This is a genomic window from Neorhizobium sp. IRS_2294, assembly GCF_050500145.1.
GTDB classification, from domain to species: Bacteria; Pseudomonadota; Alphaproteobacteria; order Rhizobiales; family Rhizobiaceae; genus Neorhizobium; species Neorhizobium soli.
In genome coordinates, this window is record NZ_CP191439.1 from 517845 (window position 1) to 543777 (window position 25933).

Here is a 25933-nt window from a genome sequence, read left to right on the forward strand (position 1 = left end):
AAGCGCGACATCTCCCCATACTCGTCCAGCTCGGCGAGCGCGAAAGCCTTAACCGATTCGCGGCGCTGCGAGCATAGTTTCCATCGTGTCCCGGCTATGCTTGACCGCATCCGAGATGGCGAAGGATAACAAAATGCCCGCACGAGGCGGGCATTTCGGTGTTGGATGCGTCCGGCAGCGGAGGCAATCAGGCCGCTTCGCTTGCCGGTGCTTCTTTTTCCTTGAGTTCGATCTGGCCGGAATTGGCAAGCCGGATCGCTTCCTGCGAGATCGCGCGGCGGGCAAGCGCCACTTCGCGCGGGTTGATCGTACCGCCGGCGGCAAGATCCGATTCGACCATGCGGCGCTGGCGTGGGCTGAGGCAGACGAGCACGGATTCGCGCATCGGTGCCGACGAACCTTTCAGCGCCATCGTCAGGATGTCGCCCGCGATATCGTTGAGCAGGATGACACGGCTGCGCTGCGGCATGACCATGAGATCTTCGAACAGGAAGATCTTTGGGCGAACCTTCTGCGCTGCTTCCTGGCTGACCAGTTCCAGCGATTCCAGCAGGGAATCGACCTGTGGCTTTTCGAGCTGGTTCATCAGGTCTGCGACCTTGACCGGGCCGGTCGAGTTCCGCTCGGCATCGATTTCGTTGACCAGATCGGCGATCCGCTTCTCGATGATCTGCACCGCCTGCGGATTGACGTTCTTGAGGTTCACCGCACGCTTCATGATGTCGGCGCGCAGGCTCTCCGGCAGCTCGACCAGGATCTTCGCACCGAAGGCGGAAGGCAGCATGGAAAGGATGTAGGCGATCGTCTGCGGGTGTTCGCGGCCGAGATACTTGCAGATGAAAACCGGATCGGCGTCCAGAAGACGGTCCCAGAGACTGTCCTCGTAGGTCTGGAACGCGGTGCGTCTTCCCAGCAGGCCGTCGACCTCTTCCGGCGTCAGGCCTTCGTCGAGAATCTTTTCCATCGCCATGGCGTTGTCCATCAAACCTGTTCCTTCGGTGAACAGGTCTTCGAACTCGTTGACGAGAGTGGTCAGTTCGTCTGGCGGAATGGCGCGCAGGCTCTGCGCGGAGGCAATGATTGTCTGCAGTTCGGCTTGGGTAAAATACTTCAGCAGCTTACCTGCAACGCCCGTTCCCATTGCGAGCAGAACCGCAGCCGCTTTCTCTGCCTGAGAAAGCGGCTGGCCGGGCAGGTTGTCACTAAAGGTATCGAAGTCCATCATGGGCTTGTCCTAAAACGCTAAATTCATTTTAGCTCTTGGGAGCTCCTGACAATTCAGTGAGCTTTACGCCGAAGCGTGTATCGTCGTCTTCGAGAAGCGTGATTTCGCCGCGGGCGATCAGGCGACCGTTCACGGTGATATCGACCGGCTCGCCGATTTTCTTGTCGAGCGTGATCGTCGTGCCTTCCTTGAGGCTCATCAGAGCCTTGACCGGCATGCGGCTTGAACCGAGCACGATCTGGACATCGATCGGAATGTCCAAGATGAGGTCATGATTGGCCTCGAGGCTTTCACCATGCGTGTCGGATCCGAAGCTCGGCATCGCACTTGCGCCACCACCAAAGCTGCTGGCTCCGAAGTCGGACTTGCCAAGGTCGCCACCACCAAAGTCGCTGCCGCCGAAATCGGTCGAGCCAAAGTCGCTCGTTCCGAAATCCGTTCGAACCGAAGCTGTCGCTGCCGAAATCGGAGGCCGGTGACGCGAACGGATCGGCCGACAGCAGCGTGCCGTCCTCGTCCGCCTTCAATGCGCCACGTAGGTCGTCGATCGCGTGTTCCAGATCCAGGCTGCTCGAAGCGATCGGATCTTCAGTCAGTTCGTTTTTGACGGTCGTTTTTCTAGCCATGATCTATTATCCACATCGAAACTTGTCTGAAGCTGCCGGGCGCGGAAGCGCCGCGTCAATTATCGAGAATTTTTTTGAGTATATTGCCGTCTGGAGAGACGTTGGATTTTATCTTTACGGAATAGCTGTCGCCGGACCGGCCGAACTCGCAGCGGTAGATCAGTTTCCCGTTCGCATCCATATCGACCCCAATGTCGCCGATGTCTTCGAACGGTATGGTATCACCAGGCTTCAATCTGGCAATTGAGCCAAGCTTGAGCGGCGTGAGCTTGATGCGCGCGCAAAGATCGATCTGCGAGCGCAGCACGTGATCGGCAACGGCGTCGGCCGGCGCCGGAAGACTGTTTGCCAGTTGTCCGGAAGGACGGGTGATCGTCGTCTTCAGCAACACGCTTTGCGGAATGACGATCACGACCTCCCCCGTCAGCGATCCAAGCTTGACCTGAAGCCGGACCGCGGCTGCGAAACAGTCGGGGATCTCCAGCGATTGCCGGGCGTAGTCGGTGATCGGATAGCATGGCGACAGCACCGGCTCGAACTCCCCCTTGGGGCCGAGGCCGAGGCGAAGCACGCCCGCGATCCGCGAAACGAGCAGCGATGCGATATCGCCCTCGATAGACGTCAACGTGCGCGTGTCGTCAGAAGGCTGGTCGGTATCGCCGAGCAGCTGCGCGATCATGGCGATCGGCAGGCTGTTCCGGGTGGCGATCACGAAATGGGTACACCAGTTGCGCTGACTGGCGCTGACAAGCGTGTAACCCGAGCCAAGGCCCGCGATGACCTGAGAGCGCAGACCGGAGACGTGGCCGGCATATTCGACGCCGATGTCGAGCTGCATTTCCTCCTGGACGACATCGCCGAGAAGCTGGCATTGCAGGGCCGCAACATCGCTGCAGCAATGGGCAATCGTCTTCACGTCACCCAGGCTGCCTGTCAGCCGCGCAAGGACGATCGGGTCAATCGGCTTAGTGACTTCGCTCGACGGATTGTTCATCGTTAGGCCGCCTTGCTCTCACCACCGGGGTTCATCATCTCCTGCTCGACGGCGTCGATCGAAGGACGATCGCCGTTGCCGATGGTCTTGCGACCGTATTCGAGAGCGACCTGCGGTACGGAGCCGTTCATGTAGGCGATGAGCGTCTGCTTGACGATCGTGTAGAGGCGATGCTGCTTTGTGCGGACGACCTTGATCTGCGAGGTCAGCGGATTGCAAACGCAGTAGGAGAGAATGATACCGAGCATGGTGCCGACCAGTGCGGCGCCGATCAGTCCGCCCAGGACCTCAGGCGACTCGTTGATCTTGCCCATGGCCTTGATGACACCGAGAACGGCGGCGACGATACCGATGGCCGGGAACGAGTCACCCATTGCGGTAATCGCATGATAGGGCTTGAGCTTGTCGGACAGCATCGTCTCCAGCTCTTCGTCCATCAGCGCTTCGATCTCGTGGCTGCGGGCGTTGCCGATGATGATCAGGCGAACATAGTCGCAGATGAACACGGTCAGCTGCTTGTTTTTCAGAACCGTCGGAGCCGTCTGGAAGATCGACGATTCCTGCGGATTGTCGATATGCGCTTCGATCTCGTTGCGCGGCTTGGTTCTGAGGTCGCGCATCAGTGCGTAGAGAACGCCGAGGATGTCGAGATATTCGCGCTCCTTGGGAACCGCGAACTTGAAGGCTTCACCCAGTGCCTTGCCGCTGTCTTTCACGACCTTGATCGGGTTGGCCATGATAAAGCCGCCCAGGCCTGCGCCGCCGATGATCACCAGCTCGAAAGGCTGGAACAGAACATTGAGATGGCCGCCCATGGCCATGAAGCCACCAAGCACGCAGCCAATAGTGATTATGAAACCCACAATGATCATCATTTTGATGTGTATCCGCCGTCATTAATGCAGCGGAACATCTAGGCGGGTAGCCTTGCGTGAAGCTGGCTATCGCGGCCTCTCCGCCGTTTCGCACTTTCGATCAGCTTCACACAAGCAACCCCTGTTTGAATGCGCACGAAGGCCGGTTCAGGCCGCTCGGCGATTCCTCGATGGTAGGAGCCGCTTCATCTCAGGAGATCCATCGATGCAATCTGGTATTTATGTTGGCCTGTCGGCCCAAATGGCGCTTGAGCGGCGGTTGACGACCGTCGCGGACAACATGGCCAACATGAACACCGTCGGCTTCCGGGCGACCGAAGTAAAGTTCGACCAGATGCTCGCCAAGATCGATAACAACATCTCCGCGTCGGTTTCCTTCGTGTCGCAGGGCAACGACTACCTCTCCACGAGATCGGGAGAACTGCAGCAGACCGGCAACCCTCTCGACTTTGCGGTCAAGGGTGACGCATGGATGGCGATCGATACGCCGGCGGGCCAGGTCCTGACCCGTGACGGACGCTTCACCATGGCAGACACGGGCGAACTCCAGTCGATCCGGGGCTATCCGGTTCTCGATGCCGGCGGTGGCGCCATCCAGCTCGACCGCAACGGCGGCCCGCCCTCGGTCGGCACCGATGGTCGCATCATGCAGGACGGCAGGATTGTCGCTTCGCTCGGCCTCTTCCAGGCCGATCTTTCCAAGGGCTATCTGCGCTATGAAAACAGCGGCGTCCTGCCGTCGTCACCGGCACAGCCGGTCGTCGACAACAGCGACGTCGGCGTCATGCAGGGCTTTATCGAGCAGTCGAACGTCAACGGCATCGGCCAGATGACCGAGCTGATTTCGATCAGCCGCAATTTTGAAAGCATTTCCTCGCTTCTCAGCTCCACAGACAGCAGCTTCACCGAGGCCATCAAGACCTTGGGCGGTAGCCAGTAAGCCGGAAAACGATCCCTCATGACCGCAAGTCAGACAGTTCACGGCCCGGCAAACAAGCTCGATCTCTTGGCAGCCCTCGTTGGGCGCCACACCGGGCCGGCCTTTGCGTTTGCACCGGGCGGCGTGGTCACCGCAATTTCCGCGACCTATTACACCGTCAGCGGCCTTTCGAAACATGTCAGGCTGGGCGACTTCGTCGAGCATTGCAGCAGTGTTGGTACGCATCTCGGCCAGGTGATCAAGGTCGAGTCCGACCAGGTTCATATCTGCCCGATCGAACCGGGCGAGCCGATCGGCATCCGTGACAGTGTTCTGCGCATCGGTGAGTTCAAGGTATCCCCGCATGACAGCTGGTGTGGTCGCGCCATCGATGCGCTGTGCCGGCCGATCGACGACCGCGGCCCGCTCGTGCAGGGCGACGTGGCGCGGTCGATCATGAGTACCGCGCCGCCATCCATGTCCCGCCGTCGCGTCGAGGAAGGTTTCCGTACCGGCGTCAAGGCGATCGATATCTTCACGCCGCTCTGCTTCGGCCAGCGTCTCGGCATTTTCGCAGGCTCCGGCGTCGGCAAGTCGACACTCCTGTCGATGATGGCCGGCGCCGATGCGTTCGACCGCGTCGTGATTGCCCTCGTCGGGGAACGCGGCCGCGAGGTGCGCGAATTCATCGAAGACACGATGGGCGAGAACATGAAGAAATCCATCGCCGTGGTGGCCACGAGCGATGAAAGCCCGATGCTGCGCAAGATGGCGCCGCTGATCGCCATGACCATTGCCGAGCACTTTCGCGACAAGGGCGAAAACGTGCTGTTCATCGCAGACAGCGTGACGCGCTTTGCGCATGCGGTGCGTGAAGTCGCGATCGCCGGCGGCGAGTTGCCGATTTCGCGCGGCTATCCGGCTTCGGTGTTTACCGAACTGCCCAAACTGCTGGAACGGGCAGGGCCGGGCCTCGAAGACAGCGGCACGATCACCGCCATCATTTCCGTCCTCGTCGACGGCGATAACCACAACGATCCGGTCTCCGACTCCGCCCGCGGCATTCTCGACGGGCACATCGTGCTGGAGCGCGGTCTCGCCGACGAAGGTCGCTACCCGCCGATCAATCCCCTGTCGTCGATCTCGCGTCTAGCCCGAAAGGCCTGGACGCCCGACCAGGAGAAACTGGTCATGCGGTTGAAAACACTGATGCATCGCTTCGAGGAAACCCGCGATCTGCGCCTGATCGGTGGCTACCGGCAAGGGACCGATGCCGATCTCGACATGGCGGTGAGGCAGGTGCCCGCGATCTATGAAGTGCTGAAGCAGACGCCCGGCGACAAGCGCGTTGCCGACGCCTACGCGGAGCTGGCCATCGCGCTGCGCAATGTCGCGGCCCAAGGCCAGATGCCGGCTCTCAAGAGGGGTTGATGAGGATTGGGGATGAAATTCACGCAACGGCAGAAACTGGCAAAACGCTTCAAGAAGAAGTCGGACGAAAAGACCACGGCGGCAGACATCACGCTGAAGGGCGGCACGTTGTTGCTCGCCGTCGCCGCCGCCATGTTCCCGTGGTACGTCCTCCTCAACGAAGATAAGTTCGGCGTCAACGTTTCGGGTTGGGAGCAACTGCGCGACCTGCGCAGCTTCCGTCAGCGCGACGTGGTCGAAGTGCCGCCGATGTCGGTGGCCCGCAGACCGCCCGAGGACCCGACCGACCTGCTTGTAACGGCAACAGTTCCCAAGGCGGGCGCGGCCGATGCGAAAGGCGAGGACACGGGCACTCAGCAGCCGTTCCCTGGACGCTCTAGCTTCCGTCTTCTTCACGTCGCCAACGGACGCGCGATGATCGAGGACGATCGGGGAATGTACATTGTTCAGACGGGTTCGGTCCTGCCGGACAACAGCCGTCTGGCCGCGCTTACCCAGAAGAACGGCAAATGGGTGATCGTCACCTCCACCGGAGAAATGTACGAGAGCGCCCAGTAAGCAACTGGCAGCACAGCAAAAAGCTTCGGCACGTCCGTACGCTGCCCATCAAAGCTGATCCAGCTTTGATGGGGTCAGTTCACCGGCGTCCGAGGCTTTTTATTGCGAAAATTTCAGAGCCGTGGCGCTGAAGAGGGCCGCCCTACCTAAAGAGGGTCGCGAGGCTCTGCAGATGGGTATTGGCCATGCCGAGGATCTGGGACGAAAGCTCCTGCTGGGCCTGATAGGCGCTGACCTTGGTCGACTCCGCCTCCATGTCCGCATCGATGAGGTGCGAGATGCTCTTGTCAAACACGTCCGCCAGGCTCGAAACGAAGCTCGACTGGGTATCGATCCGGTTCGACATCGTCCCAAGCGTTGAACCGAGCGTCGTCAGCTTCTGCTGAATGTAGTTCATGACGTTGATCATGTCGTCGATGTCTTCGGACGTCGTCTCGTCGGTCAGTTCGATCGGGGAACCATCCGTGGCGATCTCCGACCCTGCGTCCAGCAGATAATACTGTTTGCCCGAGCCGGTTCCGTTCGAGGCAAGAGTACTCGGATCGATCGAGCTCGTAAGAAGCCCGCGGTTTGCATCGCCGGTATCGATCAGCGTGGAATTTGTTGCATCGAATGTCGCGTAGGACAGCGATACTGAACCCGACACACTGCGCTGGAAATAGGCCGGAACGGTCTTCGCGCCAGCGTCGGCCTCCGACGAGTTGTAAAGCCAGTTGTCACTCCCGAACGATGCGGATTTGATCAGTGACGAGAGGCTGGCCTTGAGATCGCTGATTGTGGCGTTGACGGCGCTCTGGTCGACACCGTCTTCCTTGGCGGTGGTCAGGTTGGCCACGATCTGGTCGGCAATATCGATCGACGATTCGACAGCGGAATAGGCGGCATCGACCTTTGCGGCGCCAAGACCGAGCGCATCGTTCACACTGCTCAGAATTTTCGTGTCCGACGTCATCGAATTTGCGACCGACCAGTAGCTCGCATTATCCGCCGGGGAATTGATCTTGTAGCCGCTGGAGGTACGCTTCTGTGCCTCTTCCAGCGAATCACTGGTAAACAGCAGAGTCTGCAAAGCACTCTGGATATAGCTGACGGAGATAGCGTCGGACATCAGGCATGATCCTTGAAAAATAAGGGATTTTGCCAAAACATCTGGCTGCGATCGAATGGCTTCATGCCCGCCTGGTCGAAGACGCAGGCCCATCGCTTTTGCAGCAATTTGTAAGCTTATGTTTAACAGAAAGTTAATTAGGCCTCAACGGTCGACCCGCAAAACCTCGTGCAACGGGTCCGCACCCACGCAGCATTCATCTTGGATGCCGGGCTCGCCGCGGGTCTGCGGGCATCAGCACAAGTCCCACGCAAGTTTCTAATCTTACTCCTTTGTCGAGAAGACGGAGAAGACGTGATGCAACAGATCCAATTGTTTGAGCTTGCCTCCAGGCAGGCGGAGTGGCTGTCGATCCGGCAACAAGTCGTCAGCACCAACATCGCCAACGCGAATACACCGCAATACCGGGCACAGGACGTGACGCCGTTCCAATCGGTACTCGACGCCTCGAACATCCCGATGGCGCGCACCAATTCGGCCCATTTCGCCAGCGTCGGCCTTGGCTCGGACAATGTCGACGTCAGGGACGAAGATCTCAACAACGAGATCGGCAATCAGGAGTCGGGCAACACGGTTGCTGTTGCCAGCGAACTCTCCAAGAGCGGGGAGATCAAGCGCCAGTACGAGCTGAATACGCAGCTGGTGAAGGCGTTCCACAACATGATGTTGACCGCAGTCGGCAAGTGAGCCCAATGGATCCTTTATCAGCAGCCCTCAAGATTTCTGGCAGCGGCATGGAAGCGGAAGCGACCAGACTCCGCATCGTGTCGGAAAACATCGCCAACGCCCGCACCACCGGCGATACGCCGGGTGCCGATCCCTATCGCCGCAAGACGGTGACGTTCGGCGCCGAACTCGACCGGGCAACAGGGGTCAGGACCGTCGGCGTCCAGAAGATCGGTGTCGACAAGGGTGACTTCGTTGAAGAACTCGACCCCAGCAATCCGGCAGCGGACGCAAACGGCGTCGTCAAGATGCCGAACGTCAACATGCTGATCGAAATGGCAGACCTGCGTGAAGCAAACCGCAGCTACGAGGCAAATCTCCAGAGCATTCGCCAGTCCCGTGATCTGATCTCGGCGACCATCGATCTCTTGAAAGGTTAAAGATGATCAATCCTATTGAGGGCCTCGGCCTGTTCACAAAGCAGACCGACGGCGTCTCCGGCGACAATACGGCAGCAAATGTTCTCGGCACCGCGGTCAACGCGGCAACGACGGCCGTTGCAGGACCGGGCTTCGGTGATGTCCTGGGCAGCATGGCAACAGACGCGATCAACGCCGTCAAGGGCGGTGAAACTGCATCGTTTGCCGGCATCCAGGGCAAGGCGAACACGCGTGAAGTGGTCGATGCCGTTCTCCAGGCCGAACAGGCGCTGAAGACTGCGACGGCGTTCCGCGACAAGATCGTGTCCGCCTACCTCGACATCACCAAGATGCAGATCTAGAGACTGGAGCAGAGACCATGAGAGCACTAGCAATTGCCGCCACCGGCATGGATGCGCAGCAGACCAATCTCGAAGTCATTGCAAACAACATCGCCAACATCAACACGACCGGCTTCAAGCGGTCGCGTGCCGAGTTTACCGACCTTCTCTATCAGACCGAGCGCGCTTCGGGCGTCGCCAACCGCGCCGATCAGTCCGCTGTGCCGGAAGGTGCCAATATCGGTCTCGGTGTTCAGACGCAGTCCGTCCGCAAGCTCCACATCCAGGGCGAAATCACCCAGACGAGCAACGATCTTGACATGGCGATCGTCGGGCGTGGTTGGTTCATGGTCGAAGGCACCAACGGTGAGACCCTCTACACCCGCGCCGGGTCCTTCAACAAGGATGCCAACGGAAGACTGGTGACTGCCGACGGTTACGGTGTCATCCCGCAAATCACCATTCCGACTGACGCGACGTCGGTCAGCGTCAGCGAAGACGGGATCGTCAATGCGACGATCGGGACATCGACGACCCCGACGGAACTCGGCCAGATCACTCTGACCAACTTCGTCAACGATGCTGGTCTGAAGCCTTTGGGCGACAACCTGTTTTCTGAAACGGCGGCATCCGGGCAGCCGGTCGTCGCCAACCCGCAGGAGACTGGCTTCGGCTACCTCAAGCAGGGCTATCTCGAGAACTCCAACGTCGATTCAGTCAAGGAGATCACCGATCTGATCTCCGCTCAGCGTGCGTATGAAATGAACTCGAAGGTGATCACCACCGCCGACGAGATGGCGCAGATCGTCAGCCAGAACCTCAAGTAGCGGAAGATAGAAGGCGGACCGAGCATGATGCTTTGGCAAGAGAACGTCCGGAAAACCGGTCGGGCAAGCAGCTGGAAAACCGGAATGAAGACCTGGCTGGCCGGGGCGCTTTTGAGCGCGCTCATCCTGCCGGGGGCGGCATTCGCGGAGCCGCGCAATGCCGTCGTGCCCAGCACCACGATCTATCCGGGCGATACGATCGGCGAGGCGTTCGTCAGCGAGGTGGCCGTCACCAATCCGAATATCGCGCCGGGCTATGCCAGTTCGCTGGATCAGGTGGTCGGCAAGGTCACGCGCAAGACGCTGCTTGCCGGCCGCACCATTCCTTTGAACGTTCTCCGCGATCCTTTCACGGTCAAGCGCGGCACAAGTGTCAGGCTTACCTTCTCGTCGCAGCGCATGGTCATCGCTGCCCGCGGCGCGCCCATGGACGATGCGATGACAGGCGAGGTCATCAAGGTCAGGAACCTCGATACGGGCGTCATGGTCAACGGCACGGTGATGGCGGACGGCAGCGTCGAGGTGGTTCAGAAATGAGTATGGTCCGGAAACTGATGATTGCGGCGATCGCGGTCATCACGATGCTGCCCGTCACCGATGCCACGGCCACGTCGTCCCGCATCAAGGATATCGCTTCGCTGCAGTCCGGTCGCGAGAACCAGTTGATCGGCTATGGCCTGGTCGTGGGTCTGCAGGGAACCGGCGACAGCCTGCGTTCGTCTCCGTTCACCGATCAGTCGCTGCGCGCCATGCTGCAGAACCTCGGCATCTCGACGCAGGGCGGTCAGTCCAGCGCCAAGAACATTGCTGCGGTCATGGTCACCGCCAATCTTCCCTCGTTCGCGAGCCCGGGCAGCCGGATCGACGTCAATGTCAGCTCGCTCGGCGACGCCACCTCGTTGCGCGGCGGCACGCTGATCATGACATCGCTCACCGGCGCCGACGGACAGATCTATGCCGTCGCGCAAGGGTCGGTGATCGTCTCCGGCTTCAACGCACAGGGTGCTGCTGCGACACTGACCGAAGGCGTCACCACAGCCGGTCGTGTGCCGTCGGGAGCGATCATCGAGCGCGAGCTTCCGTCCAAGTTCAAGGATTCGGTCAATCTGGTGCTGCAGCTTCGCAACCCGGATTTCTCGACATCGGTTCGGATCGCCGATGTCGTCAACGCCTATGCCCGCCGCACCTTCGGCGATCCGATCGCCGAAGCGCGCGACAGCCAGGAAGTGGTTGTCCAGAAACCGCGCTCAGCCGACCTGACCCGCCTGATGGGCGACATCGAAAATCTCGTGGTCCAGACCGACGCCCCCGCACGCGTGGTGATCAACGAGCGCACCGGTACGATCGTCATCGGCGCCGATGTCCGGGTCGCCCGGGTTGCGGTCAGCTACGGCACGTTGACTGTTCAGGTCACCGAGACGCCGCAGGTCATCCAGCCCGAACCGTTCTCAAGGGGCGAAACGGCGGTGCAGCCGCAGACCGATATCATGGCCGAAAAGACCGGCGGACCGATTGCCGTCATCGACGGACCTGATCTGAAGACGCTGGTCGCCGGCCTGAACAATATCGGCGTCAAGCCGGACGGCATCATCTCGATCCTCCAGGCGATAAAGTCTGCCGGAGCCCTGCAAGCGGAGCTCGTTCTGCAATGACCAACACAGTTTCAGGCAGGTTCCCGGTTCTCGCCACTCGCAGCTCGGTCTATCTGATCGCCGCCGCTCTCTCGCTCTGCCTTCTACCGGGCGCCCGCGCGCAGCAGCAGCCGCAACTTCTTGGCGCCGCACAGGAAGCCGGTGGCAGCCAGCAGGAAGTCCAGCAGTTCTGCGGCAACATCGTCGATTCGGCCCGCGACCAGCGTTATCTCCTGCAGAAGCAGGAACTGGAAAAGCTGCAGGGCGACATCAACACGCGCATCACCGAGCTCGAAAATCGGCGCGCTGAATATCAGGACTGGCTGAAGAAACGCAACGCGTTCCTGGCCAGCGCCAAGGCCAGTCTGGTCGAAATCTACAAGACGGCAAAGGCTGACGAAGTCGCGCCGCAGTTCGACCAGATGAACATCAACATTGCAGCCGCCATCATCATGCAGCTGCCACCGCGGCAATCGGGCCTGATCCTTGCCGAAATGGACGCCCAGAAGGCTGCCATGGTCGCAATGATCATGGCGAGCGCCGCAGACCCCAATACCTCCAAGGACCCGTCATGAAAAAGCAACTCACGGCTCTTCTTGCGATGACATCGCTGATCGCCGGATGTCAGAACGGGCAGATGACGACCATCAAGGAAATCGGCAATGCGCCGGCCATGAGCCCGATCGGCAGCGGCCTGCAATATGGCCAGACGCAGCAGATGTCGATGTATCCCAAGCAGCCGCGCCACATGGCGAGCGGCTTCTCGCTGTGGAGCGACAGCCAGGGCGCCCTGTTCAAGGATGCCCGCGCGCTGAACGTCGGCGATATCCTGACGGTCAATATCTCGATGAACGACAAGGCGAGCTTTGACAACGAGACGGATCGCAGCCGCAAGAATTCCAAGACCACCAACTGGCAGGCCGCCGCGGAAATCCTTGGCTGGAAGCCGGAGGCAGATTCGACGGCGGGCTTTGATTCCGACAGCCAGTCGAACGGCAAGGGCTCCATCAGCCGCGCCGAGAAGCTCACACTTCTCGTGGCCGCGGTCGTCACCGGCGTTCTCGAAAACGGAAATCTCATCATCAGCGGCTCGCAGGAAGTGCGCGTCAATCACGAGATCCGCATCCTCAACGTTGCCGGCATCGTGCGCCCTCAGGACGTGAATGCCGAGAACACGATATCCTATGAGAAGATCGCCGAAGCCCGCATTTCCTACGGTGGCCGCGGTCGCCTGATGGAAGTCCAGCAGCCGCCGGTCGGCCAGCAGATCAGCGACATCTTCTCGCCGATCTGACCGGGCGCGATTCGATGTCCCTCACTACTAGCGGAGTTTAGCCACCATGACCGACGCCAGCCTCACGGCGGATCAACCAGCGAAGAAAAAGTCTTCCCTGGTGATGACTGCGGCGGCCGTACTGGGACTGACGGTCGTCGGCGTGGGCGGAGGCTGGGTTGTCGGCAAGATGATCGTCCCGTCGCCGGTCGTGGAGGAGGCACCTGCCGCCGGTCATGGCGCAGCCGCGACCCCTGCCGGGGGAGGGGAACACGGCGCCGCTGCCGGTGCGAGCCACGTCCGGCCGCTGGAACCGATCATTGCCAACCTCGCCTATCCTTCGGACAGCATGGTCCGCCTCGAGGTTTCGTTAATATTCGGTGAAAACATCGATGAAGCGGTGGCGGCTTCCATTCAGGAAGATATACTCGCCTATATGCGGACCTTGTCGCTGCAGCAAATTCAGGGGCCACGCGGCTTCGGTTATCTCCGAGATGACCTGAAGGAACGCGCCAAGCTGAGGTCTCAGGGCAAGGTTGCTGATCTGGTGTTCAGGACTTTCATCATCGAATGATTCGACTTTTAGCCGTTCTTGCTCTCTTCGCTGCGTTACCCGACGCGGCGAATGCGCAACAGTCTGCCCTGGACATGCTGAACCTGCCGGTCGACGGCTCGGTTTCCGCCTGGATCATCCGCACCTTCGGCCTGCTGACGGTTCTATCCATCGCGCCCGGCATCCTGATCATGGTGACGAGCTTCCCGCGCTTCATCATCGCCTTCTCGATCTTGCGGTCCGGCATGGGCCTGTCGACCACACCGTCCAACATGATCCTGACCAGCATGGCGTTGTTCATGACCTTCTACGTCATGGCGCCGACGATGGACCGTGCCTGGCAGGATGGCGCACAGCCGCTTTTGCAGAACCAGATCAACGAGGCCGAAGCGATACAGCGCATCGCGCAGCCGTTCCGCGAATTCATGATTGCCAACGTCCGCGACAAGGATGTGGCGCTGTTCGTCGACATCGCCCGGGAACGCGGCCAGACGGTCACGCTCGGCGCGCAGACGGACTACCGCGTGCTGATCCCGGCATTCATGCTGTCGGAAATCCGTCGCGGCTTCGAAATCGGCTTTCTCATCGTGCTGCCGTTCCTTGTCATCGACATGATCGTTGCCAGCATCACGATGGCGATGGGCATGATGATGCTGCCGCCAACCTCGATCTCGCTGCCGTTCAAGATCCTTTTCTTCGTCCTTATCGACGGCTGGAACCTTCTCGTCGGCTCGCTGGTGAGATCGTTCTCGTAACAGCGTTTCTTCTCTGCCATCGGCGCATAAAAAAGGCCGCGCATCGAGCGCGGCCCTTTCGGTCTTGGTAGATAAGCTGCTCTTACTGGAACAGCGACATGATGTTCTGGGAAGAGGAATTGGCGATCGACAGCGACTGGATGGCGAGCTGCTGCTGGGTCTGCAGGGCAGACAGCTTGGCAGACTCTTCTTCCATGTCGGCATCAACGAGGCGGCTGACGCCCTGATCGATAGCGTCGGACAGCTTGCCGGCATAATCGGTCTGGAGGTCGATGCGGGTCGACAGAGCGCCGAGCGTACCGCCGGCAGTCGTCATGCCGTCGAGAGCAGTTTCGACAGCCGACATGTATGTCGCGATTTGGGCCTGGGTCGTGGTGTCGGTCAGCGCGATCGACATGACACCGTCGTCGGCACCGAGAATGCCGCCGGTCGTTGCGTCTTCGTCGTCGAACAGCGCGTTGGTATTGATGGCGTAAGTCGCGGTGGTCACTGCAACGCTCTGGACGCCACCGTCGTCGGTCGAGCGGACGAAGCCGTCGACGACGGAACCATTCATCTGATCACCGGCAATCATCCAGTTTTCGCCCGAGAACGAAGCGCCTTTGGCGATAGACGTCAGCTGTTCCTTCAGCTTGCTGATTTCAAGGTTGATCTGAACACTGTCGGTGGAGGTTTCGGTCGCTGTGACCAGCTTGGCCTTGATTTCGTTGACGACGTCGATGGCGCTTTCCATAGCGGCATAGGCCGTGTCGACCTTGGCTGCACCAACGCCCAGAGCGTCGGAAGCGGCGTTGAGGGCCTTGTTGTCGGAATTCATCGTCGTCGAGATCGACCAGTAGGCGACGTTGTCGGAAGCTTCGCTGACCTTGTAGCCTGAGGATACTCGGCCCTGGGTCTCTTCAAGGCTGCTGTTGATGGTGCTCAGCGTCTGGAGTGCAGAATTCGCTGCAACGTTGGTAAGGATACTCGTCATTGTACTAACCCCTAGATAAAAGAAACAGGTGAGGGGACATTCCGGTAAATCACCGGGAAGCGACGTGTGAGCATCATGCCAGTCGGAAAATACTCACTCATTCCGGCCCGCCGCTTAGATGATGGTAGAAAACACCATTAAGGTTAATGAATATCGAATGACCGGCCATTAGTTGTCGCGCGATCGCTATTTTTTCGGAAAGCTCTGTCCGGAAACGCAAAAAGCCCCGGATAGACCGGGGCTTTTCGAGGCAAGTGAAATTGGCTGGCGTTCTATTAGCCGCGGAACAGCGACATGATGTTCTGCGAAGAGGAATTGGCGATCGACAGCGACTGGATGGCGAGCTGCTGCTGGGTCTGCAAGGCAGACAGCTTGGCAGATTCTTCTTCCATGTCGGCGTCGACGAGACGGCTGACGCCCTGATCGATAGCGTCGGACAGCTTGCCGGCATAATCGGTCTGGAGGTCGATGCGGGTCGACAGAGCGCCGAGCGTACCGCCGGCAGTCGTCATGCCGTCGAGAGCAGTTTCGACAGCCGACATGTATGTCGCGATTTGGGCCTGGGTCGTGGTGTCGGTCAGCGCGATCGACATGACACCGTCGTCAGCACCGAGAATGCCGCCGGTCGTTGCGTCTTCGTCGTCGAACAGCGCGTTGGTATTGATGGCGTAAGTCGCGGTAGTCACTGCAACGCTCTGGACGCCACCGTCGTCGGTCGAGCGGACGAAGCCGTCGACGACGGAACCATTCGTCTGATCACCGGCAATCATCCAGTTTTCGCCCGAGAACGAAGCGCCTTTGGCGATCGAGGTCAGCTGTTCCTTCAGCTTGCTGATTTCAAGGTTGATCTGACCCTTGTCGGTCGAGGTTTCGGTCGCGGTGACCAGCTTCGACTTGATCTCGTTGACGACGTCGATGGCGCTTTCCATAGCGGCATAGGCCGTGTCGACCTTGGCTGCACCAACGCCGAGAGCGTCGGAAGCGGCGTTGAGGGCCTTGTTGTCTGAATTCATCGTGGTCGAGATCGACCAGTAGGCGACGTTGTCCGAAGCCTTGCCAACCTTGTAGCCCGAAGAAACGTTGTTCTGCGTCTGCTCCAGGCTCTTGTTGATGGTGCTCAGTGTCTGAAGAGCGGACGAAGCAGAAGAATTGAAATTGATGCTAGTCATGGAGTGTCCCCTTGGACTCTATACAAAAAAGGAGGACATACCGGGTTCGGTAGTGTCACCGGCAAATGACGGCCCGGCTTCATGCCTCTTGTTCCTTATTGGATCCAAGCCCGTCATCTAGGCTGCAATTTCGCAGCCATTCCTTGCCAAGGTCTTAAATCGGCGTCCAACTCTTGAACGACTAGGGACGTGGTTAACGAGTTCGAAACAACACGAAATAGGCTTGATGGGGCGGCGCGCGCTTCGGCGGCAAGTTGCGCGAGCGGCGGGTCGGTTGGAAACCTCGGCTCGGGTCGCTCTGCAAAGAAGCGTAAGGCCCGACCGGCGAGCGTCCACCGCGTCCTTCTGCTGATCTAGGCGAGGCTCGCTGTGACCGTTAAAAAAACCGAAAAAGTTTGGGCCGGCGTTAACTTCTACTACAGCTTAACTCTCCATTAACCATAAAATGATTTTCTGTGCTCATCGAAGCGACGAGTCGAACGCAAGGGCGCGGCAGGCATGAGGCTGATCGTCGTTACCGGTACATCCGGGATGCCCTCACAATAAACGCCACAAGGGGCAGTTTTCAATGACCAGTATCTTGACCAATGTTGCCGCCAATTCCGCACTCCAGACGCTGCGCGGTATCAACGACAGCCTGGAGCAAACCCAGGGCCGCGTCTCCTCCGGTTATCGTGTTGCAGAAGCCTCGGACAACGTCGCCTACTGGTCGATCTCGACCACGATGGGGTCGGACAACAACGCACTCAAGGCTGCCAACGATGCTCTCGGCGTCGGTGCTGCCAAGGTCGACACGGCCTATGCTGCCATGGAAGCCGCGCTCGATGTCGTTGACGAAATTAAGTCGAAGCTTGTCACCGCGAACGAAGGTTCGACGGACAAGGAGCAGATCCAGCTCGAAATCAAGAAGCTGCAGGAACAGCTGTCCTCGATCGCTCAGGGCGCGTCGTTCTCGGGCGAGAACTGGATGGTTGCCGCAGCCGGCGCAGCCGACGAAACCGTCGTTGACGGCTTCATCCGTAACGACGACGGTACGGTCGAAGTCACGACGGCATCCTTCGAGGTTTCGACCTATGCCATGTTCGGCGAAATCGATGACGACGGCGTTGGTTCCGACGGCATCCTCGGCAATGTCATGGGCATCGTGCTTTCGGACGCCACGACTCCCGCACAGCTTGACGGGTTTCTCGTGACTGTAGAATCCGCCCTGTCTGAAATGACGAACGCCGGTGCAGCGCTCGGTGCTCTCCAGACCCGTATCGATCTTCAGACAACGTATGCCGGCACGCTGTCTGATGCGATCGAGGAAGGCATCAGCCGCCTCGTCGACGCCGATATGGAAGAAGAATCCGCCAAGCTTTCGGCCCTGCAGACCCAGCAGCAGCTCGCTGTCCAGTCGCTGTCGATCGCGAACTCCTCGTCGCAGAACATTCTTTCGCTCTTCCAGCAGTAAGAGTAGTCCCGAGGCAATTTTCAAGTCGGCCGCGCTTTCGAGCGCGGCCGATTGCATTTGCTGTACGGCTCTTGCGGCGTAGGTGTCAGGTATCTTGGTGTCGTCGCACCTTGTCGTTCAGGTTCACGAGGACTGCATCATCCTCGCACAAGTTTAACTTCCTAATTTCTGATCTATTCCCATGGCGAACTCCGCCGCCCCGGCGATCGGGCGCGGGCCGGAGGCCGGTGTGGAGCATCACAGAACGGGCGATGCGTGAGACGTTGCGGCCTTATTCCGCAAACGACGTTGATGGAGTGCGTTGATGAATTCCCCACTTGCGCGGTATCTCAGAGATTTCGGCGCCGAGGCTGCGCTGCTTGCGGCCCCGATAGAAACGCCCTCTCACTTTGCGTCGCCCGCCGAGATGCCGGCGCTGGAAAGCTTTGCGCAGACGGTAGAAGTCGATCTCGAGGCCGAGCGTCGCGAAGCCTATGATGAAGGTCATCTTGCGGCGACCCAATCCTTGACGGCGAAGCATGCCGAAGAGCTCGAGGCGCTGAAGGTACAGCATGCGCAGGAGATCGAACAGCAGCGCCTCCAGTTCGAGGACGGGTTGGCCGATTATCTCTCGAAGGCTCTTCCGGATCTCGCGTCGCGGGTCTCTGCCGAACTGTCCGAGGCGACGGCACGCGTTCTGTCTCCCTTGCTCAAAGAACAGGTGATGCGCGGCGCTATCAACGAGCTTGTCGAGGAGCTTAAACCGACGCTCGCCAAGGAAATTCTGGAGCAGATTACGGTCTTCGGACCGGAGCACCTCTGCGATCTTCTCAAAGCCCAGCTTGAGGAGAAAGGCGATGCGGTGTCTTTCGTCCACACAGATGACACCGACATCCGCGTCGAGATCGGTGATTCGCTTCTCGTGACGCGCCTTTCTGCCTTTGCCGCCGACCTTGAGAGGGTGCTGGCATGAGCGAAGCTGAGAACCATCATCACGGCAAAAACGAAATCATCATCATCAAGCGTCACCGCGGCGATCACGACAGCCATCACGGCGGTGCATGGAAGATTGCGTTCGCCGACTTCATGACCGCCATGATGGCCTTCTTTCTCGTCATGTGGCTGGTCAACGCCGCCAATGAGGAAACGAAGGCATCGCTCGCGAGCTATTTCAATCCCGTGCCGCTGTCTGACGACACGCCCGCATCCAAGGGCATCAAGAAGCCGTCGGATCAGGCCAAGGGCGAAGATTCCGACAAGAAGTCCACCGTGGAGAACGACAAGACGGGCGGCGGCAAGGCGGGCATGGATGGCGAGTCCATTTCCGCCTCTGGCGACGACATGACCTTTTCCGAAGCAGCTCTGTTCCAGAATCCCTATTCCGTGCTTGCCAGCATCGCTCAGGAAGTGGGCCAACAGGCCAATGTCAGCACGAAGGGCGAGGGCGGCGCGAGCGATTCCGGTCCGTCCACCGGTGCGGATGGCGGAGAAGCCTATCGTGATCCTTTCGATCCGGATTTCTGGAGCAAGCAGCTCGACACACCGGCGCAAGCCAAGCTTGCTTCGGACACGAGTCTGCCGGGCGAGCAGGCGAGCGCCTTTTCCCAGCCGCCCGCGGTGGAAACTGTCCCAGTATCGGTAAAGCCGGATGCCGTCTCAGCGCCCAATGCTTCCGATGCATCGGTCAAGAAGGCAAAGGCTGAACTCGACGCCGCCGGGCAGGACAAGGCCGAAGAGCTTCAGAAGGAAATTCAGGCGCAGGTCGCCGGGATTGCCGGCAAGCTGGCCGAGGGCATCGTGGTGCAGCCGGCCGAAGGCGGCACGCTGATCACGATCTCGGACGAAGCAAATACCGCGATGTTCAATGTCGGATCCGCATTGCCCGGCAAGGAGCTCGTGCTCGCCATGGAAAAGATCGGCAAACTCCTGGCCGCGCGTCCAGGGTCGGTGATCATTCGTGGCCACACGGACGGACGGCCCTTCAAGGGACGCACCGGAGACAATTGGAGCCTGTCAATGTCCCGCGCGCATGCGGCCTATTACATGCTCGTGCGGGGCGGCTTGAACGAGGAGAGGGTAAAGCAGGTCTCTGGATTTGCCGACCGGCGACTTCAAAACGTCGATGATCCGATGAGCGGCGCCAACCGCCGTATCGAAATCCTGCTGGGCAACGGATAAATCGAGATGATGCGTTCGCGCGATCGCCATAACTTGCTGCGCTCACTGGTCGCCGGGGTTTTTCTCGCCGCTGCGGGCAACGCCGTGGCCAGTGAGGATCTTGAGCCATACAAGATGATCCGGTCCCTGCAATATCTGCAGGACGCGATCGTCGCGGGCGATCATTCCGCCAACGAAATGCAGCGCTTCCTTCTCAAGACACTCGATCAGCGGCTACGCACGGCATCACCTGATGTGTTCAAGGATCCCCGCAACGTCGATGCGGTTTTCGTATTCGCCATGAGTGGCGGCAATCCGCAGACGCTGGATTTTCTTGCGGCACGCGATGTCGACGGTGAATTCGATGGCCGGTTGGCGCGCGTTCTCCGTCGCTATTTCCAGGGGCAGGGCCTGACGGCGGTCGCTGCATTCGAGGGGTTGGTCAAGGAGTATGGCACAAGCCCGGTTGGCCCCTATCTGGCGCTCGTCGCCGGCAACATCACGGCGAATGCCGACCCCGCCAAGGCGATCGGCTATTTCGATCAGGTTCGGCTGCTCGCACCCGGGACCAATCTGGAAGAGGCAGCGCTCAGACGGTCGCTCGCCGTGATCCTACCGACGGAGCCGGGCAGGGGCTTCGATCTGGCGGCGAAATACGTCCGTCGTTTTCTCTATTCTCCCTATGCCAGCCAGTTTATCGACATGTTCGTGCAACTTGCCACTGACGATGACGGCAAGGGTGACCGGAGCCGCTGGACCGACGTCGTCTCAATGATGGACGATCCGCGCGCGCACGAGTTCTACCTCCGGGTATCCAGGCGCGCCTTGCTCGCGGGCAACAAGGATCTGGCTCGCTTTGCGGCATTGAACGCGGAACGTCTCTCCCCCAGTCCCGGTTCGGAGAACAATGCGATCGGGCAGCTGTATGGCGATCTTGCCAGCATTTCGTCCAGTAACGTTGTGGAAGCGGCAAAGAGTCTGTCGCAGATCCCCGATGGCGCGCTTTCCGAACGCGACAGGAACCTGCGTGCAGCGGCGCAAAAGGTCGTCGAACAGATCCTGATGGCACCCGAAACGTCGAGCGTATCGTCAGAGCCGGTGGTGATGCCCGCGGGCGAAGCGGGTCAGGCTGCGACGGCGTCCGCCACCATTCCTTCGGCGCCGGCACCGACCACCTCTGTGGCCAAGCCCGCAGCAAAGACCGAGAACCCGGAAATGGAGGCAAGCCTCCAGACCTATGTAGAGCAGAACAGAATGAAGCTGAAGCAGATCGACGACCTGCTCAGCGATGAGGCATATGAATGACGAACGTAGCAGGCGCTTCGGTTAAGGCAGTATCAGACGGGCAGGTCGGGACTCTTTTCGGAAAGGCATCGCCGCAGAACGGCGAAGCCGGCGAATTTGCCCAGGTGCTGACAGACGCGGACGCCGATGCCGGGAAATCGACAGAGAACGGCACGGCGGTTGCCGAAGACGGATCCGGAACGGGAAAGATTTCGCTCGGCAGTTCCCGCTTCAAGACGCTTACCGACCTGACGTCGCTTGCCGCAAACTTCAAGCCGGCGGAACCTGCGGATACCGCTGCTCCATCCGTTGCAACGCTGGTCCAGGCTGCAGCCGAGCTTCCAGTCGCAGCCCCGCAGGTGGACGTGCCGCACCCGGTCGGACAGCCGGTTCCGGCGCTGTCTGTAGACGAAGCGGTCAAAGAAGAGCTCGTCGGACAAGCCTTGCCGGAAGAGATTCCGGGTCAGGACCAGAGTGACAGCCTCAACCAAACAGGCAACATCAAACAGACCCGTAGCCCGGACAAGGCCGGCGGCCAGATCGACGTTACCCAGTTGGTTGCTACTGCAACCAAACGCGTCACGACTGTTGCTGCCGACGATGGAAAGGCGAAGATCGCCGGTGTGCTTTCGAAAGACGTGCCGGACGATGAAAGCCAAGGAGCGGCCCTCGCGACCGCTGTGCCAGATTCAACGGCTGCACTCTCAACAGCGGCACTGCTCAATCTGACGGCCAGCGTCGAGACCGGTAACCCGGCCCAGTCCGCGGATATAGCCGCACTGTCGGCCATGATCTCCGTGACCGAGACGGGGATGTCGAACGATAAGACGGACGCCAGCATGCCGTCCGACGACACGGATGCTGCCACGTCGTTCGATTTCCTCGATACGGGCGAGGCAGAACCCCAGACAGACGTTAAATCCTACCGCTTCCAGAAAGCCGGAGATGCGATTGCGGCTGTCAGCCTGTCGATCGTCACAGGCGCGGACGGCGGATCCGACCTGCAGGACAGCCTTCCAGGCACAGCCAACACCGAAACCGTCACGGTTCTCGACTCGCGGCGCTATCTCGGCTTTGGCGTCGGCGAAAATGCCAGCAATCTTTTGAGTGCTGCCTCCAGCAACAGGGAATGGACCGCGGCCATGCAGCCGTCTTCCGCGCTGACCGATCCGACCCGCACATCCGGCACCGGCAGCGTGGTCAATACGCTCAAGCTCCAGCTGACGCCCGACAATCTCGGTACCGTGACCGCGCATATGCGGCTGGTGGGAGATCAGCTGAGCATCCATCTTACCGTCCACAGCAGCATGGCCTATCGCGAGCTCAGCGACGACAGCAAGCCGATGCTCGATGCCTTGCGGGCCCAGGGCTTCAACGTCGACCAGGTGACCGTCAGCATGGCGCCGTCGACCGACAGCTCGAACTCGTCTGCAGACCAGCAGCAGGGCGGCAGCGGCGCCCAGACACAGCAGCAGCTCGCCCGTGACGGCGAGGCAGCCCGCCAGCAGGGACAGGCTCAGGGTGGCCGCTCCAACGACAGCAATCGCAACGACATGGAGAAGCGCAATGAGACTGTCGTTGAAACTGACATCGGCAGCACTGGCACTGGCGACATTTACCTGTAGCGCGCTCGAAACCCGCGCCTGGCAGCTCTACGCCACCCAGCAGCCTCTTCAGCAGGCAGACGTGCCCAACGCCGCGCAGCCGGGGACGCAGAAGCGCGCCGGCGCGCCGCAGCGGCGCGATCAGGCCCGAACCGCCCAGCCAGGGACTGACCAGGCTGGAAACGGCAAGATCACCTCGGAACAGGTCAGCATCTGCGAGGCCCAGATCCAGGCCGCAGCGCGCAAATACGGCGTCCCTGAAGGCATCCTTTACTCGGTGGGACTGACAGAGACCGGACGCAAGGGATCGCTCAGTCCCTATGCGCTGAATATCGAAGGCAAGGCCTATTTCGCGTCGTCTGTGCAGGAGGCGATGCAGCTCTTTACCCAGGCGAAGAGCACGGGCGCCAAGCTGATCGATCTCGGCTGCATGCAGATCAATCACCACTTCCATGGCGAGGAGTTTGCCTCGGTTCCGGACATGCTCGACCCGAGAAAGAACGTCGAATATGCGGCGCTATTTCTGAAACGGCTGCACGACAAGCACGAGACATGGACGATGGCAGTCGCCAGATATCATGCCGGTCCCAACAACAATCCGGCGCAGCAGCGCTATGTGTGCCGGGTGATCGCCAATCTTGTTGCCACCGACTTCGGAAAATGGACGCGGAACGCGACGAATTTTTGCGGTCAGAGCGCAACCTGAAATAGAAATTAGTGAAATCTAATATCTGTTTACGGCTGCCGATGAGAGAATGCGTTCAAACTGCGTTTTCAAGTGAGCATTTTCTCAAAAATTAATTTTCCACCGCGCATTATGCGAAGGCCACCCTTTTTCTACTAGATCTAGTACCAAATCGGCGCAACATGGTTAATCAATTATTAGCAAGCCCCTGTTACTTCCTCTAGTTGCCCAGATTCCTGACGATTCGTATCACTCTCTCACTGAGATGCGATATTGATTCGGAGGCGGACGAATGATCGTAGTGGTTGATGAACGAGAAATAGTGAAAGACGGTTACACGTCTTTGTTTGGGCGCGAAGGCGTTCCTTCTACCGGGTTTGATCCGGAAGAATTTACAGATTGGGTGAATTCGGCAGCGGAAGCCGATATTGCTGCAATCGAGGCGTTTTTGATTGGTCAGGGCGACCTGATCCATGATTTGCCACGGGCAATCCGTGGACGCAGCAGTGCACCGGTAATCGCTGTCAGCGATCAGCCGTCCCTGGAATCCACGCTTGCGCTTTTCGACTGCGGTGTCGACGATGTGGTGCGCAAGCCGGTTCATCCAAGGGAAATTCTGGCACGGGCAGCGGCTATCCGCCGCCGCCTGAACGCGGTTGCCAATCACACCGACATCGGCGCGATCCGGGTTTTCTCCGATGGCCGCGATCCGGAAGTCGAAGGCGAAGCGTTTGCACTTCCACGGCGCGAACGCCGCATCCTGGAATACTTGATTGCCAATCGCGGCCGTCGTGTTTCCAAGTCGCAGATCTTCAACGCCATCTACGGCGTGTTCGACGAGGACGTCGAAGAGAACGTGGTCGAAAGCCACATCAGCAAGCTTCGCAAGAAGCTTCGCAAGAAACTGGGCTTCGATCCCATCGATTCGAAGCGGTTCCTAGGATACTGCATCGACTGGAACTGACACTGAAAATGGCACCCAAATATGAGGTGCCATTTTTTTTGCGTGCTCGATTTGTCATTTTTGTCAGACAGATAGGGCCCTCGACTTCGACGCAGATCAGCGCTCGATGCCAGCACGCAGACAGCTTCACGCAAGGCCCATCCCCTAAAGTCATAAGCCTAAGTGCAACGAGGATTGCTATGAGCCTTTTCGGAACTATGAAAACCGCCGTATCGGGCATGAATGCGCAGGCAAACCGTTTGGGCACCGTTGGCGATAACATTGCTAACTCGTCGACGACTGCCTACAAAAAGTCGTCCACGCAGTTTGCGTCGCTAGTGCTGCCATCGACGGCCGGCTCATACAATTCCGGTGGTGTCGAAACCAGCGTGAAGTATTCGATTTCTGAGCAGGGTGCTCTCGAATACACCACGTCAGGATCCGATCTTGCCATCCAGGGCGACGGATTTTTCGTCGTACAGAATTCAGCGGGCGAGACCTTTCTGACCCGTTCCGGCGATTTTACGCCGAACGAGCAGGGCAACCTGGTCAACTCTGCAGGCTATACGCTCCTCGGTTACTCCTACGATTCCGGAACCCCGACGACCGTCGTCAACAGCTATGACGGCCTGGTCCCGATCAATGTCGGCGGCTCGGAACTGAGTGCGGTCGCGTCGACCTCCGGGTCGCTCTCCGGCAACCTCAACAGCGCGTCCGATGTCGTCGCCGCCGACCTGCCGGCCGACAACACCGAAGATGTCGACGTCGACATGGACAGCACGCTGAAGACGTCGCTGACCAGCTACGACAGCCTCGGCAACCCGATCGTCTACGACTTCTATTTCTCGAAGACGGCTGCAGGCGAATGGCAGCTCAGCGTCTATAACGCAGCTGACGCAAGCACGACCGGCACCGGCAGCTTCCCTTATGGCGGTGATGGCGAACTCGCCAACCTGTCGCTCGCGTTTAATTCGTCCGGCAAGCTTGAAACAGTTGACGGTGCCGAGGAGCTTTCTGTCACGGTCAACGGGATCAAGTTCGATCTCGCCGGCATGACGCAGCTGTCGGCCAAGTCGAACATCTCGAGCGGCAGCGTCAACGGCAGCGCGCCGAGCTCCATCTCCAGCGTCAAGATCGAATCTGACGGCACGATCAACGCGGTCTATGCGGACGGTTCGTCGAAGTCGCTGTACCAGATCGCCATGGCGACGGTCGAAAGCCCCGACAACCTCGAAGTCTCCTCCGGCAACGTCTACCGCACGACGAGTAGCTCCGGCGTGGTCACCCTCGGCTTTGCCGGCTCCAGTGGATTTGGCGAGATCGTTTCGGGCGCGCTCGAAACCTCCAACGTCGATCTGGCCAACGAACTGACCGAGATGATCGAAGCGCAGCGCAGCTATAGCGCCAATTCCAAAGTGTTCCAGACCGGTTCCGATCTGATGGACGTACTGATTAATCTGGTCCGGTAGTTTCAGGAGTTAAGCG

29 protein-coding genes are annotated in these 25933 nt (G+C 59.5%); 21 read left to right on the forward strand and 8 right to left on the reverse strand.

All coding sequences use genetic code 11. The annotated features are described in order from the left end of the window. Window positions 1–187 precede the first annotated feature (187 nt). The 5 genes from fliG to motA are packed head-to-tail and all read right to left on the reverse strand — an operon-like array spanning window position 188 to window position 3720. Window positions 188–1225 (reverse strand): flagellar motor switch protein FliG, encoded by a 1038-nt coding sequence (gene fliG, locus ACQY1K_RS02490; RefSeq protein WP_430258224.1) that lies wholly within the window; start codon window positions 1223–1225, stop codon window positions 188–190. Window positions 1226–1253: 28 nt separating this feature from the next. Further along, window positions 1254–1487, reverse strand: coding sequence for a flagellar motor switch protein FliN (gene fliN / locus ACQY1K_RS02495; protein WP_430258225.1), 234 nt, complete (start codon window positions 1485–1487; stop codon window positions 1254–1256). 28 nt (window positions 1488–1515) lie between these two features. Continuing rightward, window positions 1516–1851: a hypothetical protein gene (locus ACQY1K_RS02500; protein WP_430258226.1), complete on the reverse strand. Its 336-nt coding sequence runs from the start codon at window positions 1849–1851 to the stop codon at window positions 1516–1518. A gap of 55 nt (window positions 1852–1906) precedes the next feature. Continuing rightward, entirely contained in the window at window positions 1907–2845 is a 939-nt protein-coding gene (locus ACQY1K_RS02505; RefSeq protein WP_192078242.1) for a FliM/FliN family flagellar motor switch protein, read from the reverse strand. Window positions 2846–2847: 2 nt separating this feature from the next. Further along, window positions 2848–3720 (reverse strand): flagellar motor stator protein MotA, encoded by an 873-nt coding sequence (gene motA / locus ACQY1K_RS02510; protein ID WP_062453817.1) that lies wholly within the window; start codon window positions 3718–3720, stop codon window positions 2848–2850. Window positions 3721–3925: 205 nt separating this feature from the next. Between motA and flgF the strand changes: the two genes are divergently transcribed. The 3 genes from flgF to ACQY1K_RS02525 are packed head-to-tail and all read left to right on the forward strand — an operon-like array spanning window position 3926 to window position 6628. Further along, on the forward strand, window positions 3926–4660 hold the full coding sequence (flgF, locus tag ACQY1K_RS02515; RefSeq protein WP_062453816.1) for a flagellar basal-body rod protein FlgF: 735 nt from the start codon (window positions 3926–3928) through the stop codon (window positions 4658–4660). 18 nt (window positions 4661–4678) lie between these two features. Beyond that, window positions 4679–6070 carry a flagellar protein export ATPase FliI gene (gene fliI / locus ACQY1K_RS02520; protein WP_062453815.1) on the forward strand — a complete coding sequence of 464 codons (1392 nt, stop codon included), beginning with the start codon at window positions 4679–4681 and terminating at the stop codon, window positions 6068–6070. A gap of 12 nt (window positions 6071–6082) precedes the next feature. Then, entirely contained in the window at window positions 6083–6628 is a 546-nt protein-coding gene (locus tag ACQY1K_RS02525; protein ID WP_430258880.1) for a flagellar protein, read from the forward strand. A gap of 142 nt (window positions 6629–6770) precedes the next feature. Here ACQY1K_RS02525 and ACQY1K_RS02530 read toward each other — a convergent pair whose 3' ends face one another. Next, entirely contained in the window at window positions 6771–7736 is a 966-nt protein-coding gene (locus tag ACQY1K_RS02530) for a flagellin (protein ID WP_062579095.1), read from the reverse strand. Between the two features lie 297 nt (window positions 7737–8033). Here ACQY1K_RS02530 and flgB point away from each other — a divergent pair, with 297 nt between their 5' ends. The 10 genes from flgB to fliP all read left to right on the forward strand — a co-directional run bounded on the left by flgB (window position 8034) and on the right by fliP (window position 14201). Then, the gene (gene flgB / locus ACQY1K_RS02535) at window positions 8034–8423 is read left to right on the forward strand and encodes a flagellar basal body rod protein FlgB (protein WP_062453812.1); all 390 of its coding nucleotides are present in this window, start codon (window positions 8034–8036) and stop codon (window positions 8421–8423) included. A 5-nt stretch (window positions 8424–8428) separates the two neighbouring features. After that, on the forward strand, window positions 8429–8842 hold the full coding sequence (gene flgC, locus ACQY1K_RS02540) for a flagellar basal body rod protein FlgC (RefSeq protein ID WP_062453811.1): 414 nt from the start codon (window positions 8429–8431) through the stop codon (window positions 8840–8842). A 2-nt stretch (window positions 8843–8844) separates the two neighbouring features. After that, window positions 8845–9183 carry a flagellar hook-basal body complex protein FliE gene (locus ACQY1K_RS02545; protein WP_062453810.1) on the forward strand — a complete coding sequence of 113 codons (339 nt, stop codon included), beginning with the start codon at window positions 8845–8847 and terminating at the stop codon, window positions 9181–9183. 17 nt (window positions 9184–9200) lie between these two features. Further along, window positions 9201–9989 carry a flagellar basal-body rod protein FlgG gene (gene flgG, locus ACQY1K_RS02550; protein ID WP_062453809.1) on the forward strand — a complete coding sequence of 263 codons (789 nt, stop codon included), beginning with the start codon at window positions 9201–9203 and terminating at the stop codon, window positions 9987–9989. A gap of 84 nt (window positions 9990–10073) precedes the next feature. Continuing rightward, window positions 10074–10526, forward strand: a complete 453-nt coding sequence (gene flgA, locus ACQY1K_RS02555; RefSeq protein ID WP_244473995.1) for a flagellar basal body P-ring formation chaperone FlgA — start codon at window positions 10074–10076, stop codon at window positions 10524–10526. 17 nt (window positions 10527–10543) lie between these two features. Beyond that, the gene (locus tag ACQY1K_RS02560) at window positions 10544–11641 is read left to right on the forward strand and encodes a flagellar basal body P-ring protein FlgI (protein ID WP_371816134.1); all 1098 of its coding nucleotides are present in this window, start codon (window positions 10544–10546) and stop codon (window positions 11639–11641) included. Then, a complete protein-coding gene (locus tag ACQY1K_RS02565) occupies window positions 11638–12195 on the forward strand; it encodes a MotE family protein (RefSeq protein ID WP_062579097.1) in 558 nt (185 codons plus the stop codon). Before ACQY1K_RS02560 ends, ACQY1K_RS02565 begins: the two co-directional genes overlap by 4 nt. Then, window positions 12192–12914 (forward strand): flagellar basal body L-ring protein FlgH, encoded by a 723-nt coding sequence (gene flgH / locus ACQY1K_RS02570; RefSeq protein ID WP_062453806.1) that lies wholly within the window; start codon window positions 12192–12194, stop codon window positions 12912–12914. The genes ACQY1K_RS02565 and flgH overlap by 4 nt, the downstream gene beginning before the upstream one ends. 46 nt (window positions 12915–12960) lie before the next feature. Continuing rightward, entirely contained in the window at window positions 12961–13467 is a 507-nt protein-coding gene (locus tag ACQY1K_RS02575; RefSeq protein ID WP_430258227.1) for a flagellar basal body-associated FliL family protein, read from the forward strand. Beyond that, window positions 13464–14201, forward strand: coding sequence for a flagellar type III secretion system pore protein FliP (gene fliP, locus ACQY1K_RS02580; protein WP_430258228.1), 738 nt, complete (start codon window positions 13464–13466; stop codon window positions 14199–14201). Before ACQY1K_RS02575 ends, fliP begins: the two co-directional genes overlap by 4 nt. 82 nt (window positions 14202–14283) lie before the next feature. On the opposite strand, the gene ACQY1K_RS02585 is transcribed toward fliP, so the two are convergent. Both ACQY1K_RS02585 and ACQY1K_RS02590 read right to left on the reverse strand, forming a co-directional pair. Then, window positions 14284–15174 (reverse strand): flagellin, encoded by an 891-nt coding sequence (locus ACQY1K_RS02585; protein WP_184654069.1) that lies wholly within the window; start codon window positions 15172–15174, stop codon window positions 14284–14286. Between the two features lie 275 nt (window positions 15175–15449). Further along, window positions 15450–16343: a flagellin gene (locus tag ACQY1K_RS02590; protein ID WP_184654068.1), complete on the reverse strand. Its 894-nt coding sequence runs from the start codon at window positions 16341–16343 to the stop codon at window positions 15450–15452. Between the two features lie 568 nt (window positions 16344–16911). Here ACQY1K_RS02590 and ACQY1K_RS02595 point away from each other — a divergent pair. The 8 genes from ACQY1K_RS02595 (at window position 16912) to ACQY1K_RS02630 (ending at window position 25917) form a co-directional block, all read left to right on the forward strand. After that, the gene (locus tag ACQY1K_RS02595) at window positions 16912–17796 is read left to right on the forward strand and encodes a flagellin (RefSeq protein WP_184654067.1); all 885 of its coding nucleotides are present in this window, start codon (window positions 16912–16914) and stop codon (window positions 17794–17796) included. A gap of 304 nt (window positions 17797–18100) precedes the next feature. Next, the gene (locus ACQY1K_RS02600; RefSeq protein WP_430258229.1) at window positions 18101–18748 is read left to right on the forward strand and encodes a hypothetical protein; all 648 of its coding nucleotides are present in this window, start codon (window positions 18101–18103) and stop codon (window positions 18746–18748) included. Beyond that, complete coding sequence (locus ACQY1K_RS02605; RefSeq protein WP_062453799.1) at window positions 18745–19953, forward strand: MotB family protein; 1209 nt, start codon at window positions 18745–18747, stop codon at window positions 19951–19953. The genes ACQY1K_RS02600 and ACQY1K_RS02605 overlap by 4 nt, the downstream gene beginning before the upstream one ends. A gap of 6 nt (window positions 19954–19959) precedes the next feature. Then, on the forward strand, window positions 19960–21237 hold the full coding sequence (locus ACQY1K_RS02610) for a chemotaxis protein (RefSeq protein ID WP_113166213.1): 1278 nt from the start codon (window positions 19960–19962) through the stop codon (window positions 21235–21237). Next, window positions 21234–22841, forward strand: a complete 1608-nt coding sequence (locus tag ACQY1K_RS02615; RefSeq protein ID WP_174195625.1) for a flagellar hook-length control protein FliK — start codon at window positions 21234–21236, stop codon at window positions 22839–22841. Before ACQY1K_RS02610 ends, ACQY1K_RS02615 begins: the two co-directional genes overlap by 4 nt. A gap of 169 nt (window positions 22842–23010) precedes the next feature. After that, window positions 23011–23526 (forward strand): transglycosylase SLT domain-containing protein, encoded by a 516-nt coding sequence (locus ACQY1K_RS02620; protein WP_430258882.1) that lies wholly within the window; start codon window positions 23011–23013, stop codon window positions 23524–23526. A 271-nt stretch (window positions 23527–23797) separates the two neighbouring features. Then, the gene (locus ACQY1K_RS02625) at window positions 23798–24469 is read left to right on the forward strand and encodes a response regulator transcription factor (RefSeq protein ID WP_062579110.1); all 672 of its coding nucleotides are present in this window, start codon (window positions 23798–23800) and stop codon (window positions 24467–24469) included. Between the two features lie 179 nt (window positions 24470–24648). Beyond that, window positions 24649–25917 carry a flagellar hook protein FlgE gene (locus ACQY1K_RS02630; RefSeq protein WP_062579112.1) on the forward strand — a complete coding sequence of 423 codons (1269 nt, stop codon included), beginning with the start codon at window positions 24649–24651 and terminating at the stop codon, window positions 25915–25917. Window positions 25918–25933: the final 16 nt, after the last annotated feature.

What these genes read in the sequence shown, in the direction of transcription:
- fliG (WP_430258224.1), bottom strand. Translation starts at nt 1,225, where the DNA reads ATGATGGACTTCGATACCTTTAGTGACAACCTGCCCGGCCAGCCGCTT.
- ACQY1K_RS02500 (WP_430258226.1), bottom strand. Translation starts at nt 1,851, where the DNA reads ATGGCTAGAAAAACGACCGTCAAAAACGAACTGACTGAAGATCCGATC.
- ACQY1K_RS02505 (WP_192078242.1), bottom strand. Translation starts at nt 2,845, where the DNA reads ATGAACAATCCGTCGAGCGAAGTCACTAAGCCGATTGACCCGATCGTC.
- motA (WP_062453817.1), bottom strand. Translation starts at nt 3,720, where the DNA reads ATGATGATCATTGTGGGTTTCATAATCACTATTGGCTGCGTGCTTGGT.
- flgF (WP_062453816.1), top strand. Translation starts at nt 3,926, where the DNA reads ATGCAATCTGGTATTTATGTTGGCCTGTCGGCCCAAATGGCGCTTGAG.
- fliI (WP_062453815.1), top strand. Translation starts at nt 4,679, where the DNA reads ATGACCGCAAGTCAGACAGTTCACGGCCCGGCAAACAAGCTCGATCTC.
- ACQY1K_RS02525 (WP_430258880.1), top strand. Translation starts at nt 6,083, where the DNA reads ATGAAATTCACGCAACGGCAGAAACTGGCAAAACGCTTCAAGAAGAAG.
- ACQY1K_RS02530 (WP_062579095.1), bottom strand. Translation starts at nt 7,736, where the DNA reads ATGTCCGACGCTATCTCCGTCAGCTATATCCAGAGTGCTTTGCAGACT.
- flgB (WP_062453812.1), top strand. Translation starts at nt 8,034, where the DNA reads ATGCAACAGATCCAATTGTTTGAGCTTGCCTCCAGGCAGGCGGAGTGG.
- flgC (WP_062453811.1), top strand. Translation starts at nt 8,429, where the DNA reads ATGGATCCTTTATCAGCAGCCCTCAAGATTTCTGGCAGCGGCATGGAA.
- ACQY1K_RS02545 (WP_062453810.1), top strand. Translation starts at nt 8,845, where the DNA reads ATGATCAATCCTATTGAGGGCCTCGGCCTGTTCACAAAGCAGACCGAC.
- flgG (WP_062453809.1), top strand. Translation starts at nt 9,201, where the DNA reads ATGAGAGCACTAGCAATTGCCGCCACCGGCATGGATGCGCAGCAGACC.
- flgA (WP_244473995.1), top strand. Translation starts at nt 10,074, where the DNA reads ATGAAGACCTGGCTGGCCGGGGCGCTTTTGAGCGCGCTCATCCTGCCG.
- ACQY1K_RS02560 (WP_371816134.1), top strand. Translation starts at nt 10,544, where the DNA reads ATGATTGCGGCGATCGCGGTCATCACGATGCTGCCCGTCACCGATGCC.
- ACQY1K_RS02565 (WP_062579097.1), top strand. Translation starts at nt 11,638, where the DNA reads ATGACCAACACAGTTTCAGGCAGGTTCCCGGTTCTCGCCACTCGCAGC.
- flgH (WP_062453806.1), top strand. Translation starts at nt 12,192, where the DNA reads ATGAAAAAGCAACTCACGGCTCTTCTTGCGATGACATCGCTGATCGCC.
- ACQY1K_RS02575 (WP_430258227.1), top strand. Translation starts at nt 12,961, where the DNA reads ATGACCGACGCCAGCCTCACGGCGGATCAACCAGCGAAGAAAAAGTCT.
- fliP (WP_430258228.1), top strand. Translation starts at nt 13,464, where the DNA reads ATGATTCGACTTTTAGCCGTTCTTGCTCTCTTCGCTGCGTTACCCGAC.
- ACQY1K_RS02585 (WP_184654069.1), bottom strand. Translation starts at nt 15,174, where the DNA reads ATGACGAGTATCCTTACCAACGTTGCAGCGAATTCTGCACTCCAGACG.
- ACQY1K_RS02590 (WP_184654068.1), bottom strand. Translation starts at nt 16,343, where the DNA reads ATGACTAGCATCAATTTCAATTCTTCTGCTTCGTCCGCTCTTCAGACA.
- ACQY1K_RS02595 (WP_184654067.1), top strand. Translation starts at nt 16,912, where the DNA reads ATGACCAGTATCTTGACCAATGTTGCCGCCAATTCCGCACTCCAGACG.
- ACQY1K_RS02600 (WP_430258229.1), top strand. Translation starts at nt 18,101, where the DNA reads ATGAATTCCCCACTTGCGCGGTATCTCAGAGATTTCGGCGCCGAGGCT.
- ACQY1K_RS02605 (WP_062453799.1), top strand. Translation starts at nt 18,745, where the DNA reads ATGAGCGAAGCTGAGAACCATCATCACGGCAAAAACGAAATCATCATC.
- ACQY1K_RS02610 (WP_113166213.1), top strand. Translation starts at nt 19,960, where the DNA reads ATGATGCGTTCGCGCGATCGCCATAACTTGCTGCGCTCACTGGTCGCC.
- ACQY1K_RS02615 (WP_174195625.1), top strand. Translation starts at nt 21,234, where the DNA reads ATGACGAACGTAGCAGGCGCTTCGGTTAAGGCAGTATCAGACGGGCAG.
- ACQY1K_RS02625 (WP_062579110.1), top strand. Translation starts at nt 23,798, where the DNA reads ATGATCGTAGTGGTTGATGAACGAGAAATAGTGAAAGACGGTTACACG.
- ACQY1K_RS02630 (WP_062579112.1), top strand. Translation starts at nt 24,649, where the DNA reads ATGAGCCTTTTCGGAACTATGAAAACCGCCGTATCGGGCATGAATGCG.